Origin of the sequence: Rhizobium lusitanum (assembly GCF_014189535.1) — a bacterium.
GTDB classification, from domain to species: Bacteria; Pseudomonadota; Alphaproteobacteria; order Rhizobiales; family Rhizobiaceae; genus Rhizobium; species Rhizobium lusitanum_C.
The window spans coordinates 1207018-1222687 of sequence record NZ_CP050308.1 but is presented as its reverse complement, the minus strand read 5'-3'; the positions used below and the strand labels follow the sequence as shown (position 1 = coordinate 1222687).

Annotated in this window: 13 protein-coding genes; 8 read left to right on the top strand and 5 right to left on the bottom strand. The window is 59.4% G+C overall.

What is annotated here, in order from left to right:
* Positions 1 to 66 precede the first annotated feature (66 nt).
* The 6 genes from chvE (at position 67) to araD (ending at position 8405) form a co-directional block, all read left to right on the top strand.
* Entirely contained in the window at positions 67 to 1131 is a 1065-nt protein-coding gene (gene chvE, locus HB780_RS19655; RefSeq protein WP_183695339.1) for a multiple monosaccharide ABC transporter substrate-binding protein, read from the top strand.
* Positions 1132 to 1237: 106 nt separating this feature from the next.
* Positions 1238 to 2773: a multiple monosaccharide ABC transporter ATP-binding protein gene (mmsA, locus tag HB780_RS19650; protein WP_183695336.1), complete on the top strand. Its 1536-nt coding sequence runs from the start codon at positions 1238 to 1240 to the stop codon at positions 2771 to 2773.
* Positions 2773 to 3981, top strand: a complete 1209-nt coding sequence (gene mmsB, locus HB780_RS19645) for a multiple monosaccharide ABC transporter permease (RefSeq protein WP_183695333.1) — start codon at positions 2773 to 2775, stop codon at positions 3979 to 3981. Before mmsA ends, mmsB begins: the two co-directional genes overlap by 1 nt.
* Before the next feature lie 116 nt (positions 3982 to 4097).
* Positions 4098 to 5096, top strand: coding sequence for an AraD1 family protein (gene araD1, locus HB780_RS19640; protein ID WP_183695330.1), 999 nt, complete (start codon positions 4098 to 4100; stop codon positions 5094 to 5096).
* 66 nt (positions 5097 to 5162) lie between these two features.
* Positions 5163 to 6596: an aldehyde dehydrogenase family protein gene (locus HB780_RS19635; protein WP_183695328.1), complete on the top strand. Its 1434-nt coding sequence runs from the start codon at positions 5163 to 5165 to the stop codon at positions 6594 to 6596.
* Between the two features lie 63 nt (positions 6597 to 6659).
* Positions 6660 to 8405, top strand: a complete 1746-nt coding sequence (araD, locus tag HB780_RS19630) for an L-arabinonate dehydratase (RefSeq protein ID WP_183695326.1) — start codon at positions 6660 to 6662, stop codon at positions 8403 to 8405.
* Positions 8406 to 8522: 117 nt separating this feature from the next.
* On the opposite strand, the gene HB780_RS33110 is transcribed toward araD, so the two are convergent.
* Both HB780_RS33110 and HB780_RS33105 read right to left on the bottom strand, forming a co-directional pair.
* Positions 8523 to 9182, bottom strand: coding sequence for an MFS transporter (locus HB780_RS33110; protein WP_286203147.1), 660 nt, complete (start codon positions 9180 to 9182; stop codon positions 8523 to 8525).
* The gene (locus tag HB780_RS33105) at positions 9076 to 9966 is read right to left on the bottom strand and encodes an MFS transporter (RefSeq protein WP_286203146.1); all 891 of its coding nucleotides are present in this window, start codon (positions 9964 to 9966) and stop codon (positions 9076 to 9078) included. The genes HB780_RS33110 and HB780_RS33105 overlap by 107 nt, the downstream gene beginning before the upstream one ends.
* A 155-nt stretch (positions 9967 to 10121) precedes the next feature.
* Here HB780_RS33105 and HB780_RS19620 point away from each other — a divergent pair, with 155 nt between their 5' ends.
* Positions 10122 to 11045 (top strand): LysR family transcriptional regulator, encoded by a 924-nt coding sequence (locus HB780_RS19620; RefSeq protein WP_183695323.1) that lies wholly within the window; start codon positions 10122 to 10124, stop codon positions 11043 to 11045.
* A 116-nt stretch (positions 11046 to 11161) separates the two neighbouring features.
* Here HB780_RS19620 and HB780_RS19615 read toward each other — a convergent pair whose 3' ends face one another.
* The 3 genes from HB780_RS19615 to HB780_RS19605 are packed head-to-tail and all read right to left on the bottom strand — an operon-like array spanning position 11162 to position 14351.
* On the bottom strand, positions 11162 to 11980 hold the full coding sequence (locus HB780_RS19615) for a transglutaminase family protein (protein WP_183695321.1): 819 nt from the start codon (positions 11978 to 11980) through the stop codon (positions 11162 to 11164).
* 12 nt (positions 11981 to 11992) lie between these two features.
* Positions 11993 to 12934 carry an alpha-E domain-containing protein gene (locus HB780_RS19610; RefSeq protein WP_183695318.1) on the bottom strand — a complete coding sequence of 314 codons (942 nt, stop codon included), beginning with the start codon at positions 12932 to 12934 and terminating at the stop codon, positions 11993 to 11995.
* Between the two features lie 7 nt (positions 12935 to 12941).
* Complete coding sequence (locus HB780_RS19605; protein ID WP_183695315.1) at positions 12942 to 14351, bottom strand: circularly permuted type 2 ATP-grasp protein; 1410 nt, start codon at positions 14349 to 14351, stop codon at positions 12942 to 12944.
* 401 nt (positions 14352 to 14752) lie between these two features.
* On the opposite strand from HB780_RS19605, the gene HB780_RS19600 reads away from it, so the two are divergent.
* Positions 14753 to 15646 (top strand): DMT family transporter, encoded by an 894-nt coding sequence (locus HB780_RS19600; protein ID WP_183695312.1) that lies wholly within the window; start codon positions 14753 to 14755, stop codon positions 15644 to 15646.
* The last annotated feature ends 24 nt before the right edge of the window (positions 15647 to 15670 follow it).

Sequence of the window (15670 nt, the reverse complement as noted above, 5' to 3'; positions counted from 1 at the left end):
GGAACCTGCCGCAGTTTCGGGCGGGCATTTTTTGTCCGTCGCATTATTAAAACAAGGGAGAGAGTAATGAAGTCCATTATCTCATTGACGGCCGCCGCTGCTATCGGCGTCGCTATGTTTGTGGCGCCTGCCTTCGCGGCAGACAAGGGCACCGTCGGTATCGCTATGCCGACCAAGGCTTCGGCGCGCTGGATCGATGACGGCAACAACATCGTCAAGCAGCTCCAGGCTGCTGGCTATGGCACTGACCTTCAGTACGGCGACGACGATATTCCGAACCAGCTCTCGCAGGTCGAGAACATGGTCACCAAGGGTGACAAGGTTCTCGTTATCGCTGCGATCGATGGCACGACGCTGTCCGACGTTCTGCAGAAGGCTCATGATGCCGGTATCAAGGTCATCGCTTATGACCGCCTGATCCGCAACAGCGGCAATGTCGACTACTACGCTACGTTCGACAACTTCAAGGTTGGCGTTCTTCAGGCTGGCTCGATCGTTGACGGCCTCGGCCTCAAGGACGGCAAGGGCCCGTTCAACATCGAACTCTTCGGCGGTTCGCCGGACGACAACAACGCCTTCTTCTTCTATGATGGCGCAATGTCTGTCCTCAAGCCTTACATCGACAGCGGCAAGCTGGTCGTGAAGTCCGGCCAGCAGGGCATGGACAAGGTCGGCACGCTGCGTTGGGACCCGGCAACGGCTCAGGCCCGCATGGACAACCTGCTTTCGGCTTACTACACCGATGCGCACGTCGATGCTGTTCTGTCTCCTTATGATGGTCTTTCCATCGGCATCCTGTCTTCGCTCAAGGGCGTTGGCTACGGCACCGGCGACCAGAAGCTCCCGATCGTTACCGGTCAGGACTCCGAAATTCCGTCGGTCAAGTCCATCATCGCTGGCGAGCAGCACTCCACGATCTTCAAGGACACCCGTGACCTCGCAAAGGTTACTGTCAACATGGTCAATGCTCTGATGGAAGGCAAGACGCCGGAAGTCACCGACACCAAGACCTACGACAACGGTGTCAAGGTTGTTCCGTCCTACCTGCTGACCCCGGTCGCAGTGGACAAGACCAACTATGAGAAGGTTCTCGTCGAGGGCGGCTACTACAAGGCCGACCAGCTGAAGTAGTCTTTTTGATTTACCGATCAGGGCCCGCCGCAAGACGGGCCCTGACTCTGATATTTAAGACAGTCGCTCGGTCTGTTATGTTCGGTTGCGGCGTTGGATACAAAAAATGGACAATATAATCCTCGAAATGCGGACCATCACCAAATCGTTCCCCGGTGTGAACGCTTTGGAAAATGTCAATCTGAAGGTCCGTCAGGGCGAGATCCACGCTTTGGTGGGCGAAAACGGGGCAGGCAAGTCCACCCTGATGAAGGTGCTCTCCGGCGTCTATCCGGCCGGCAGCTATGATGGCGATATCTATTATGACGGCCAGGTGCGTCAGTTCAAGACCATCAAGGACTCTGAAGAAATCGGCATCATCATCATCCACCAGGAACTGGCGCTTGTCCCGCTCCTGTCGATTGCCGAAAACATCTTCCTGGGCAATGAGGTCGCCGCCAAGGGCGTGATCAACTGGCAGGAAACTTTCGGCCGCACCAAGCAGCTCCTCGCCAAGGTCGGCCTCAAGGAATCTCCGAGCACGCTCGTGACCGATATCGGTGTCGGCAAGCAGCAGCTCGTCGAGATCGCCAAGGCCCTGTCGAAGAGCGTGAAGCTTCTCATCCTCGACGAGCCGACCGCTTCCCTCAACGAAAGCGACTCGGACGCGCTGCTCAATCTGCTGATGGAGTTCCGCAATCAGGGTATCACCTCGATCATCATCACGCACAAGCTCAACGAAGTGCGCAAGGTGGCCGACGAGATCACGGTGCTGCGTGACGGTATGGCAGTGAAGACGCTGAACTGTCATGAAGAAGAGATCAGCGAAGATATCATCATTCGCAATATGGTCGGTCGCGAACTCGCAGACCGATATCCGCCGCGCTCGGTGCCGATCGGCGAGACGATCCTCGAAGTCAAGAATTGGAATGCCTTCCATCAGCAGCATCGCGATCGTCAGGTGCTACACGATATCAACGTCAACGTCCGCAAGGGCGAAGTGGTCGGCATTGCCGGCCTGATGGGTGCCGGTCGTACCGAATTCGCCATGAGCGTCTTCGGCAAATCCTACGGCCACAAGATTAGCGGCGAGGTGCTTATCGACGGCAAGCCGGTGGATGTCAGCACGGTGCGCCGCGCCATCGACGCCGGGCTTGCCTATGTCACCGAAGACCGCAAGCAGCTCGGCCTGGTGCTGACCGAAAGCATTCTGCACAATACGACGCTCGCCAATCTCATGGGCGTTTCCAAGGCGACGGTCATCGACGATGTCCGCGAGCTTCAGGTTGCTACCAATTTCCGCTCGAAGCTGCGTATCCGCTCTTCGGGCGTATTTCAGGAGGCGGTCAACCTTTCCGGCGGCAACCAGCAGAAGGTTGTTCTGTCGAAATGGCTGTTCTCCGATCCGGAGGTGCTTATCCTCGACGAGCCGACGCGAGGCATCGACGTCGGCGCTAAATACGAAATCTATTCCATCATCAACCAGCTTGCCGCCGACGGGAAAGGCGTTCTGATGATCTCATCGGAAATGCCCGAACTCCTCGGCACCTGCGACCGCATCTATGTCATGAACGAAGGCCGGATCGTCGCTGAATTGCCGAAGGGAGAGGCGAGCCAGGAAACCATCATGCGCGCTATCATGCGTTCAGGGGAGAAGCACTAATGACTACGGCCAGCCCAAGCAAAGAAGGCCCCAGCGTCGTCTCGATCGGCGACTACTTCCGCAATAATATCCGTGAATACGGCATGCTGATCGCGCTTGTCGCCATCATGGTCTTCTTCCAGATCGTTACCGGTGGCGTCCTGTTCAGGCCGCTGAACCTGACCAATCTCGTGCTGCAGAATTCGTTCATCGTCGTGATGGCGCTCGGCATGCTGCTGATCATCGTGGCCGGCCATATCGACCTGTCGGTCGGTTCCGTCGTCGGTTTCGTCGGCGCTGTCGCCGCCGTCCTTGTCGTGCAGTGGCAGGTGAATCTGGTTCTCGCGACGATTATCTGCCTGGCGATGGGTGCCCTTGTTGGTGCCTGGCATGGCTATTTCGTCGCATATCATCGCATTCCCTCGTTCATCGTGACCCTTTCGGGCATGCTGGTGTTTCGCGGATTGACCTATGCGATCATCAACATGACCGGCAGCGGCAGCAGCATCGGCCCGTTCCCGCCGGCTTTCCAGATCATGGCGACCGGCTTCCTTCCGGACTTTTTCGACATCGCCGGTATCCATGGAACATCGATCCTTCTGACTGTCGCCATACCGATTGTGATGTTCTTCCTGTCTTGGCGTCGTCGTCAGGTAAATGAAAAGCATGGCATTGATGTCGAGCCGATGGGCTTTTTCCTTGGGCAGAACCTGTTGCTTTTTGCAGCGACCCTGTTCCTCGGCTATCAGATTTCCTCCGCCAAGGGCCTGCCCAACGTCCTGATCGTCATGCTGGTGCTGATCGCAATCTATGCCTTCGTGACCCAGCGGACGACGATCGGCCGCCGCATCTATGCGATGGGTGGCAACGAGAAGGCGACCAAGCTTTCCGGTATCGATACCCGGCGCCTGACCTTCTATACTTTCGTGAACATGGGCATGCTTGCCAGCATCGCCGGCATCATCGTTGCGACGCGTCTGAATTCAGCGACCGCCAAGGGCGGCGACGGCCTGGAACTCGACGTCATCGCGGCCTGTTTCATTGGTGGCGCTTCCGCTTCGGGCGGCGTCGGCAAGGTGACCGGCGCGGTGATCGGCGCCCTGATCATGGGTGTTCTGAACCAGGGCATGTCGATCCTCGGCTACCAGACGGATTCGCAGAAGATGATCAAGGGCGCGGTGTTGCTTACCGCCGTCTTCATCGACGTCTACAATAAGAACAAGGGCTGATCGCTAAAGCGCTTAGCCGACGATCTAAAACCAAATCCATGACAGAGTCCGGCTCTCGCTGAGAGCCGGAGCGGTGGAATGCATCCAGCCTCTGTCTATTAGGAAAGGATGAAACTATGCTGATTTCCCAGATCAAGGGTTCGAACGGTGAGATCATTGTCGCCGTGCGCAATGGGCCGGGCGATGCCGCCAAGGCTGTTGTCAATGCTGGCAGCGTCTACGCGTTGGCACTGGAAGCCGCCGATAGCGGCAAGTCGCTTGTCTCCGTCATCGAAGCACATGGCCTCGGCGAGACGATTAATCTGGAAGAAGCTTATGCCGACGGTCGTTTCCTGTCGCCGATCACCCATCCGGATGCCGCTCATCTGCATCTGACCGGCACTGGCCTCACGCATCTCGGCTCTGCCGCGACCCGCGATTCCATGCACAAGAAGACGAGCGAAGCGGCTGAAGAGACGCTGACCGACTCCATGAAGATGTTCAAGATGGGCATCGAGGGCGGCAAGCCGAAAGCTGGAGAGAAGGGCGTGCAGCCCGAATGGTTCTATAAAGGCAATGGTTATGGCGCGGTAGCTCCGGGCGCGGCACTGGTGTCTCCATCCTTCGCGCTCGATGGTGGCGAAGAGCCTGAAATGGCCGGCATTTACGTCATCGCCAAGGACGGTACGCCGTTCCGCATCGGCTTTGCGCTCTCCAACGAATTTTCTGACCACGTCACCGAGCGGATCAACTATCTCTACCTCGCCCATTCCAAGCTGCGTCCGGCAAGCTTCGGTCCGGAAATCCGCATCGGTGCGGCGCCTGAGGATATCCGTGGTTCCTCGCGCATCAAGCGCGGCGACAAGGTGATCTTCGAAAAGCCGTTCCTGTCGGGCGAGGCGAACATGTCGCATACCTTCGCCAATCTTGAATATCATCACTTCAAGTACGATCTGTTCCGCGCTCCCGGCGACGTTCATGTTCATATGTTCGGCACCGCTACGCTGTCTTTCGCCGACGGCATCAAGCCGGAAGCGGGCGATGTCTTTGAAATCGAAGTCGCCGAATTCGGTTTGCCGCTGCGCAATCCGCTTGCCGTTGCCGCCGAGGAGACTGTGGCGGTTCGCCAGCTTTAATCCGTCGAGGCCGGCTGCCCATGTGCGGCCGGTCGTTTTCAAAAAGATCCAGGAAGGCATGAAGCCATGACCATTCATCAGAATCTGATCGCCGGCGAATGGACCGGTACGACCGGCGCCGAAAACATCAATCCGTCTGACACCAACGAGGTCGTCGGCCTCTATGCCAGCGCCAGCGTCCAGGACGTTGCCGATGCCATCGCCGCCGCCAAGGCCGCGTTTCCGGCATGGTCGCGTTCCGGCATTCTCGAGCGTCACTCCATCCTGAAGAAGACCAGCGACGAGATCCTCGCTCGCAAGGACGAACTCGGCGCGCTGCTCGCCCGCGAAGAAGGCAAGACCTTGCCCGAGGCGATCGGCGAGACGATCCGCGCCGCCCAGATCTTCGATTTCTTTGCCGGCGAGGCCCTGCGCCTTGCAGGCGAAGTGCTTCCCTCCGTGCGTCCGAACATCGGCGTCGAGATCACCCGCGAGCCGCTCGGCGTCATCGGCATTATCACGCCCTGGAACTTCCCGATCGCCATTCCGGCCTGGAAGATCGCGCCGGCGCTTTGCTATGGTAACACCATCGTCTTCAAGCCCGCCGATCTCGTGCCTGGCTGCTCGTGGGCGATCGTCGATATTCTCCACCGCGCCGGCCTGCCGAAGGGCGTGCTGAACCTCGTCATGGGCAAGGGCTCGGTCGTCGGCCAGGCTATGCTGGACAGCCCTGTGCTGTCGGGCCTCACCTTTACCGGCTCGGTCGGCACGGGCAAGCGCGTGGCGCTATCCTCCGTCGAGCATGGTCGCAAGTACCAGCTGGAAATGGGTGGCAAGAACCCGATGGTCGTGCTTGACGATGCGGATCTGACGGTAGCCGTCGAGGCCGCCGCCAACTCGGCCTTCTTCTCGACTGGCCAGCGTTGCACCGCGTCGTCGCGCCTGATCGTCACCGAAGGCATCCATGACAAGTTCGTGGCGGCGCTGACGGAGAAGCTGAAGACGCTGAATGTCGACAATGCCACCAAGGCCGGCACACATATCGGCCCGGTCGTCGATGCCAAGCAGTTGAAGACCGACACGGACTATATCGAGATCGGCCGCCAAGAAGGCGCCAAGCTCGCTTTCGGCGGCGAGCTCGTTAGCCGCGACACGCCCGGCTTTTATCTGCAGCCGACGCTGTTCACGGAAGCCACGAACCAGATGCGCATCAGCCGCGAAGAGATCTTCGGGCCTGTCGCCTCGGTTATCCGGGTGAAGAACTATGAAGAGGCGCTGAGCGTTGCCAACGACACGCCGTTCGGCCTGTCTTCTGGCATCGCCACCACCAGCCTGAAGTACGCGACGCATTTCAAGCGCAATGCCGAAGCTGGCATGGTGATGGTCAACCTGCCGACGGCGGGCGTCGATTTCCATGTGCCGTTCGGCGGCCGCAAGGGCTCGTCCTTCGGTTCGCGCGAGCAGGGCAAATATGCCGCCGAGTTCTTCACCACGGTCAAGACGGCTTACACGCTGGCCTGACCATCGATTTAAAGGTCCGGGCTCGTACGAGGCGGCCTGGACGACGGAAAAGGTAGTGAGATTATGAAGAAGAAAGCTGAATGGCCGCGCAGACTGCGCTCCTATGACTGGTTCGGCGGCACCGGCAAGAACGCGATCATGCACCGCTCCTGGATGAAGAACCAGGGCCTGCCGGCCGACACATTCGATGGCCGTCCGATCATCGGCATCTGTAATACCTGGTCGGAGCTGACGCCCTGCAACGCGCATCTGCGCGACCTTGCAGAGCGCGTGAAGCGCGGCGTTTACGAGGCTGGTGGTTTCCCGGTCGAATTCCCGGTGTTCTCGGTCGGCGAAAGCACGCTGCGCCCGACGGCGATGATGTTCCGCAACCTGGCGGCCATGGACGTCGAAGAGGCGATCCGCGGCAATCCGGTCGATGGCGTCGTGCTGCTCGGTGGCTGCGACAAGACCACGCCGAGCCTTTTGATGGGTGCTGCCTCGGTCGATATCCCGGTCATTCTGGTTTCCGGCGGCCCGATGCTCAACGGCAAGTGGCGTGGCAAGGACGTCGGCTCCGGTACGGCTGTCTGGCAGTTCTCGGAAATGGTCAAGTCCGGTGAGATGTCGCTGGAAGAATTCATGGATGCGGAGCAGGGCATGGCCCGCTCGGCCGGTAGCTGTATGACTATGGGCACGGCCTCGACCATGGCGTCGATGGCCGAAGCCCTCGGCATGACCCTGCCGGGCAACGCCGCCATCCCGGCGGTCGATGCCCGTCGTCGCGTGATCTCGCAGCTTTCGGGCCGTCGTATCGTCGACATGGTCAAGGAAGACCTGAAGCCTTCCGACATCCTGACCAAGGAAGCCTTCGAGAACGCCATTCGCGTCAACGGTGCGGTCGGCGGTTCGACCAATGCCGTGTTGCATCTGCTGGCGCTTGCCGGCCGCATCGGCGTCGATCTGTCGCTTGACGACTGGGATCGCCTCGGCCGCGAAGTTCCGACCATCGTCAACCTGCAGCCTTCCGGCAAGCACTTGATGGAAGAGTTCTATTATGCCGGCGGTCTGCCCGTCGTCATCAAGGCGGTCGGCGAGATGGGCCTGCTGCACAAGGATGCGATCACCGTCACCGGCGAAAGCATCTGGGACGGCGTCAAGGATGTCGTCAATTACAATGATGACGTCATCCTCCCACGCGAAAAGGCGCTGACGCAATCGGGCGGCATCGCGGTTCTGCGCGGTAATCTGGCTCCGAAGGGTGCTGTCCTGAAGCCGTCGGCAGCCTCGCCGCATCTGATGCAGCACAAGGGCCGCGCCGTCGTCTTCGAAAGCATCGAGGACTATCACGCCCGCATCAACCGCGATGATCTCGACATCGACGAGAACTGCATCATGGTGCTGAAATATTGCGGTCCGAAGGGCTATCCGGGCATGGCCGAGGTCGGCAACATGGGCCTGCCGCCGAAGGTGCTGAAGAAGGGGATCACCGACATGATCCGCATCTCCGATGCGCGCATGTCCGGCACCGCCTACGGCACCGTCATTCTGCACACCGCGCCTGAAGCCGCCGATGGCGGGCCTCTGGCGCTGGTCCAGAATGGCGACATGATCTCGGTCGACGTGCCAGCCCGCACGATCCAGCTCGAGATCTCGGATGAGGAAATGGCGAAGCGCCGCGCTGCCTGGGTTTCCCCGGTCAAGCCGCTCGCCGGTGGCTACGGCGGCCTCTACGTCAAGACCGTCATGCAGGCCGACACCGGCGCCGATCTGGACTTCCTGGTTGGCGCGCGCGGATCGGAAATCCCGAACAATCGCGACAGCCACTGAGTTTGGTGGTTGAGTTTGGAAAGGGGCGGGACGAAAGTTCCGCCCTTTTTGTTATGTGGAATACCCGCTGTCGAAAAACTTCGAACTTCGCGACAAGGCACTTTACGGTGGGCTATCTTATGGATGTTGGTCCCGCGACGTTTGGATCCGGGCTAGGAGCGCAAGACCAAGGACGACCGCGATCAAATTATAGATGCTCGCAATCGAAAAGGCCTCCCGATAGACATTGGCCGCAAGATCGGCGGAGACGGCTTTCCCGCCAATGCGCTCCAGCATACTGAACAGAACGGCTCCGACGATCGTCACGCCAAAGGCGGAGCCAGCAATTTGCATGGTGCTGAAGGCACCGGACGCCATGCCGGCCTCTTCATTGGAGATTGTGCTCAGGATCTTGTTGAGGAGAAGGGGAAGAACAATCCCCTGACCAAGGCCCTGAAGGATGACCGAAGCGCTCAGCGCCGGGATATAATGGTCGGTGGCAAGAGCAGACAGAACGGCGATGAGCAGTCCAGCCGCAAAGATGAACAGACCGAGGAACAGCGCTCGGTGCTCCCCCGTTTTGCAAGCGGCTCCGAAAGGAGCGAGCCGATGAAGAATGCGACCGTCGATGGAACAAAAAAGGTCCCGGCTTCCAGCGCGGTTTGTCCGAGGCCGACCTGCAGCAGGATCGTCAGTGACAAGGAGAACGAGCCGATCGCCGAGAAAAAAGAAATGCTGCGAGAACCCCGAGAACGAAGCTTTTCTTTTTGAAGAGAGAAATATCGATGATGGGTACACCGCCGCGCCGCGCCAGCCGCGCCTCGTAGAAGACGAAACACATGAACACGGGAAGAGACAGCAGGGGCGTGACGATTGCCCACCAGGGCCAATGATTTTCCTGCCCGACCATCACCGGCAGCAGGATCAGGGTCACTGCTGAGGTCCCGAGAACTGCTCCCCATAGATCGAGCTTCGGTGATGCGAGCGCCCTGGTCTCCACGATCATTCGTTTTCCCGCGATCAACGCATAGAATGCGACGGGCAGGTTGACGAGAAAGACAAGGCGCCAGCCAATATCTCCTATATTGAGCACGAGCAAATATCCCCCGATTACTTGGGATGCCGCACCGGCGACGCCTTGAACCGCGCCCATTACCGAGAACGCTCTTCGCCGATCGTCGCCCTCAAAGAGAACTCGCAGCGATGTATAGACCTGCGGCATCAGGAGCGCCGCACCTACACCCTGAACCGCGCGTGCGCCGATAAGGCTCCAGGGGGAAAACGCGAGCGCGCACAGCAGCGACCCGAGCGCAAAGATCGCCATGCCGACGAGAAACAGTTTTCGTCGCCCGTAGAGATCGCCGAGACGGGCTCCGTTGAGCAGTAGCGCGCCATAAGTCAGGCTGTAAGCCACCATGATGAGCTGCAATTCCGCGTTGGACGCATGCAGCCTGCGTTGGATGTCGGGCAGCGCAATATTGACGATGAACAGGTCGAGGATGGTGAGAAAACTCCCGGTCAGAAGAACGGCCAGTGACGACCATGCTCCTGCTTTTTCCGTTTCAGCCGATATTGGGGTCATCTGTGTTTCCGTGTTTCCGTGTGACCGGGCTTGCGGCAGGAACCGGGTATCGGTGCCTGTAAGCTCGAGCCGCAAAGGATATTTCATCTTTAATGTTGATCAAATATGCAAAATAGAGCTACTTAAAGGACAAAATTTCTTCAATTGGAGAAGCCATGGAGAGCTTGACGCGCATCGCCGCCTTCGTTCATGCCGCTGAACAACAGAGTTATGTGGCAGCTGCACGCGTCACAGGGGCATCTCCATCCGCCATCGGCAAAGCCGTTGCTCGCCTTGAGGCTCATCTCGGCGCGCGCCTCTTCAATCGCACGACACGTAGCATGAGCCTGACGGAGGAAGGTGCGGTGTTCTACGAACGCTGCAAGCGCATCATTGACGATCTCAGGGATGCCGAAGCGGCCATCCTTCAGAGCCGGGACCGGCCAGCGGGGCGCTTACGCGTCAGCATGCCGCATATTGTCGGACATCATCTGTTCATGCCGATCCTGCCATCCTTCGCCGAATCCTTTCCCGGGATCGAACTGGACATTGATTTCGAGGATCGGGTGGTGGATCTCGTTGCCGAAGGAGTGGATGTCGTCGTCCGCAGCGGCGAACTGGCCGATAGCGGATTGATCGCCCGCATCCTCGGTCAGCAACATTTCGTCGTCTGCGGTAGTCCTAAATATCTCGAACGACGAGGTCATCCGCAGGCACCGGATGCTCTTGCCGCGCATGCCTGCATTCATTTCAAATATCCATCCAGCGGCCGCATTGCACCTTGGGCATTTCAGGCTCCTCACGAGCGGTTGATCCTGCCAAAAAGCCTTGTCTTCAACAATACGGACGCGGGATTGCGAGCAGCGTTGGACGGGCTGGGGCTTTCCCATCTGCCCGTTTATGTTGCGGAGCCATATATCCGGAACGGCGCGCTGACCCCGGTTCTCACGTCGTTCATGATTCCTTTCGGCTCACTTTCCCTCGTTTGGCAATCCAATCGCCAACTTTCTCCGAAGGTTCGTGCTTTCGTGGATTTCATGGTTGAAAGTCTGGCCTCTCAAAGCGGGCCCTTCCGATCGGCGGCCGCCTTTTCGCAATAGTCCCAATTGGAGCGAGCGTTTTGCAACCGATTTCGCTCCCGACGGCGGATCGCGCGATCCTCGGCTGTGGCGACAAAGGCCACGTCGAGGCTTCCCCGCAGGTTGAAGCTGCCCTATCAGCTCTGGCTTTGACTCTGCCCCTGGCTCGCCACTGTGACCTTGACCGTCAGGCTTTCGCCCGGTCCACCGACACGCATGCCGGAGACGGGGGCGGCGTCGCGGTAGCAGAGGCCGGTGGCAATGCGGACGTAGCGCTCGTCGGGGCAGACGTCGTTGGCCGGATCGAAGCCGACCCATCCGAGGCCTGGAACATGCGCTTCGGCCCAGGCGTGGGTCGCGGCCTGTTCGTTCTTGCCTTCCATCATCAGGTAGCCGGAGATATAGCGCGCCGGGATATTCAGCGCGCGGGCAGCGGCGATGAAGATATGGGCGTGGTCCTGGCAGACGCCGCTCTTCTTTTCCAGCGCCTGCTCGGCGGTCGTTTCCGTGTCGCTGCTGCCGGGCTTGTAGTCCACCGTCTGATGGATGGCGCTCATTAGTGCGTGCATCCTTCCGAGTTCATTATCTCCGGAAACACCACGCAGCAGCTCCTTCGTTAGCTTGCCGGCTTTGGTGCGTGGTGTGTCCCGCAGGAAGAGCCAGAGCGGGCCGAAACCGCTGTGGGGGCCGAGAACACCGTTAAGATCCTGTGTCTCGATCTCGCCGCTGGCGACGATCCGGGTCGCCTCCTGCTCGCCGTCGAGCGAGACGAGCGTGACGCGGTTGGCGAACTGGTCGTCATATTCGACCTCCGGACGGGCGCCTTCCACCGTAAGTTTCCAATCATGGACGGTTTGGCCTATACCCGTCAGCGGTGTCAGCCGCAGACGCTGCAGCGAGAACTGCGACGGTTCGTCGTAGCGGTATTCCGTGATGTGGCTGATTGTCAGTCTCATATTGTCATCCGCTTACTGATAAAACCGGTAGCCGTTGGAGATTTCCGCGCCGAGCTTGTTATTGCGCGAAACGAAGTCCTCCAGGAATTCGTGCAGACCCTGGTCCATGATGTTCTTGACGGTGAGCTTCTGCAGCATCGCGCAGATGGCGTCGGCGGTATCGTGCGCCGGCAGCCGCTTGTCGTGCTCCAGTGCCAGGTAGCTGATATTGCTGACAATCTTGTCGTAGCAATAGGCGAGCGAGCGTGGCATCTGGCTATTGAGGATCAGGAAGTCGGCGATGTTGGCCGGCTTGTATTCCGGATCGTAGGCCCATTTATAGGCGCGGTGGGCGGAGACCGAACGCAGGATCGATTCCCATTGCGCATTGTCGAGCGAGGAGCCGACATGCGAAACCGACGGCAGCAGGACGTAGTATTTAACATCCAGAATCCGGGCTGTATTGTCGGCGCGTTCGATGAAGGTGCCGATGCGGGCGAAGTTATAGAGATCGTTGCGCAGCATCGAGCCATGAAAGGCGCCGCGGATCAATCCGGCACGGCGCTTGATAACGTCGATCGTCTCCGGCAGTTCGGCGGTTTTCAGGCGCCTGCCGAGCAATGTCTTCAGCTCGATCCAGCACTCATTGGTCGCCTCCCAGGTCTCACGGGTCAGCGCCGTGCGGACCATGCGAGCATTGTTGCGGCCATATTCGATGCAGGACATCACGCTCGACGGGTTGGAGCGGTCGCGCATCAGATAGTCGATTGCGTCGGCGCCAGTCAGCTTGCTGTGCACTTCGTTATAGGCTTCGCGGACGCCGGCGCTTTGCAGCACGCCGTCCCAATCGTCTTCCACCGCCCCGCTGCGCGTCAGCGACATGCGCTGGCCGGCATCGACAAGGCGGGCTATGTTTTCGGCGCGCTCGATGTAGCGGAACATCCAGTAGAGGCCATTCGCGGTTCTTCCAAGCATGTCCGTCTCAGTCCTCCAGAACCCAGGTATCTTTGGTGCCGCCGCCCTGGCTGGAGTTGACCACCAGCGAGCCTTCCTTCAGTGCCACGCGCGTCAGGCCGCCGGGAATGATCCGCACCTTATCGGAAACGAGAACATAGGGGCGCAGATCGACGTGGCGGGGCGCGATGCCCTTGTTGACGAGGATCGGCACGGTCGACAGCGAAAGGGTCGGTTGCGCGATATAATTGTTCGGCCTGCTCTTCAGCTTCTCGGCAAAATCCGCCCGCTCCTTCTTCGAGGCGGTCGGGCCGACAAGCATACCGTAGCCGCCGGAGCCATGCACTTCCTTGACGACAAGATCGGCCAGATTGTCGAGCACGTATTGCAGGCTTTCCGGCTCGGAACAGCGCCAGGTCGGCACGTTCTCGAGGATAGGCTTGCGGCCGGTGTAGAACTCGATGATCTCCGGCATATAGGAATAGATCGCCTTGTCGTCGGCAATACCGGTGCCAGGGGCATTGGCGATGGTTATGTGGCCGGCGCGGTAGACATCCATGATGCCGGGAATGCCGAGCGCCGAATCCGAGCGGAAGGTGAGGGGATCGAGGAAATCGTCATCGACGCGGCGGTAGAGGACGTCGATCGCTTCATAGCCGCGCGTGGTGCGCATCTTCACCTTGCCGTCGATGACGCGCAGGTCCGAGCCTTCCACCAACTCCACGCCCATCATGTCGGCGAGGAAGGAATGTTCGTAATAAGCGGAGTTGTAGATACCGGGCGTAAGGACCGCGACGCGGGGCTTGCCGGTGCAGCCGGGAGGGGCGAGCGAAGCAAGGCTCTGGCGCAGCTGCAGCGGATAATCCTCGACGCGCTGCACCTTGTTCTGGTGGAACAGCTCCGGGAACATCTGCATCATGGTTTCCCGGTTTTCCAGCATGTAGCTGACACCGGAGGGTGTGCGGGCATTGTCTTCCAGCACGTAGAACTCATCCTCGCCGGTGCGCACGATATCGGTGCCGACGATGTGGGTATAGACGCCGCCGGGCGGACGGAAGCCGATCATTTCCGGCAGGAAGGCGTCGTTCTTCTCGATCAGCTCGCGCGGGATGCGGCCGGCGCGGATGATTTCCTGCTTGTGGTAGATGTCGTGGAGGAAGGCGTTGAGCGCGATGACTCGCTGCTCGATGCCCTGGGCGAGCTTGCGCCATTCCCGGCCGGAAATGATGCGCGGGATGATGTCGAAGGGGATGAGCTTTTCGGAGGAGTCTGCGTGTCCGTAGACCGCAAAGGTGATGCCCGTTTTTCGGAAGATATTTTCCGCATCGCGGGATTTGGCAATGAGATGGCCTCTGTCCTGGCCGGAGTACCATTCGAAATATTTTTCGTAAGGTGTGCGCGGACTTTCATCCGCAGTAATCATTTCATCAAATGCCAAAGGTGCGGTCCCCATTTTTTTCCATTTGAGTACAACGGTTTTGACAATGCAAGAAGTATGCGCGTTTGCGCGCACGAATTTCGAAGCTGTCAAAAGTGCTGGATTTCCGGGCATTCATGATTGTCGCGGCGGGAGGCTGCTGCTGATTGCCTCCAGGCTGCGATCAAAAATTGAGCATTTGCTCATTCCGCTATCGGTGGGTCGGATCGACATGCCGAATCCCCTTGGGTCCAAGTGGCGACGCCGATATGAAGGAAAATTGATCCTTGTGTTCAGCGGATCGATTTTGACGCCTTGCTTGCCCTAGGCTATCAGCGGGTAGCCCGCTTGGGCGCGTGACGTTCCGGTCTCAATTCTGACGCCGGCTCCGGCGTGCGAAATCAATGTCAGTCCGAGCCTCCATGTCCCTCGATAAATTCGCGCCGGCCATCTTCGTCTTCCTATGGTCCACGGGCTGGATCGTTGCGAAATATGCGACGATGCATTCCGGTCCGTTCACCTTCCTGATGATCCGCTACAGCCTGTCGGCGCTCGCTTTTGTGCTGTTCTGCTCGTTGACTGGCGCGAGATGGCCGCGCGATTGGTCAAGCGTCTTTCGCGCTGTTTATTCCGGCATCTTTTTGCATGGCATCTATCTCTGCTGTCTCTGGTGGGCGATCTCCAGGGGCGTGCCGGCGGGTGTTGCGGGCATCATCGCCGCCCTGCAGCCATTGATGACGGCGATGGCCGCGCCCTATCTGGTCGGCGAACGTTTGCAATCGGTGCAACGCCTTGGCCTGCTGCTCGGCTTCATCGGCATCGCGATCGCCATCTCGCCGAAGATCCTGGCGCCGGATGCGGCCAATCTCTGGCAATCGGCGATCCCGCTCGGCGTCAATCTGCTGGCGATGGTGTCAGTGACCTACGGCACGCTCTATCAGAAACGCTATCTGCAGACTGGCGATCTCCGCACAATCGCGACGCTGCAATATGTCGGCGCGCTGATTGTCACTGTGCCGCTGGCCCTGGTGTTCGAGGATCTGCATTTCGACGGTACCCGCGAAGCGATCCTTGCCGTCATCTGGTCGGTCTTCGGCCTGTCGATGGGTGCGGTCGGCCTGCTGCTCTATCTTATCCGCCGGGGACAGGTGTCGCGCGCGGCATCGCTGATCTACCTGATGCCGCCCGTCGTCGCCATCGAAGCGGCGATTGCCTTTGGCGAACCGCTGACCCTGCCGATCATCATCGGCGCATTGGTCGTGGTGACCGGCGTCTATCTGACTAACAGGCGGACGGCGGACGTGGTGCCGGAGTAGGGCAGGCAGGACAGGCTTTTTGCT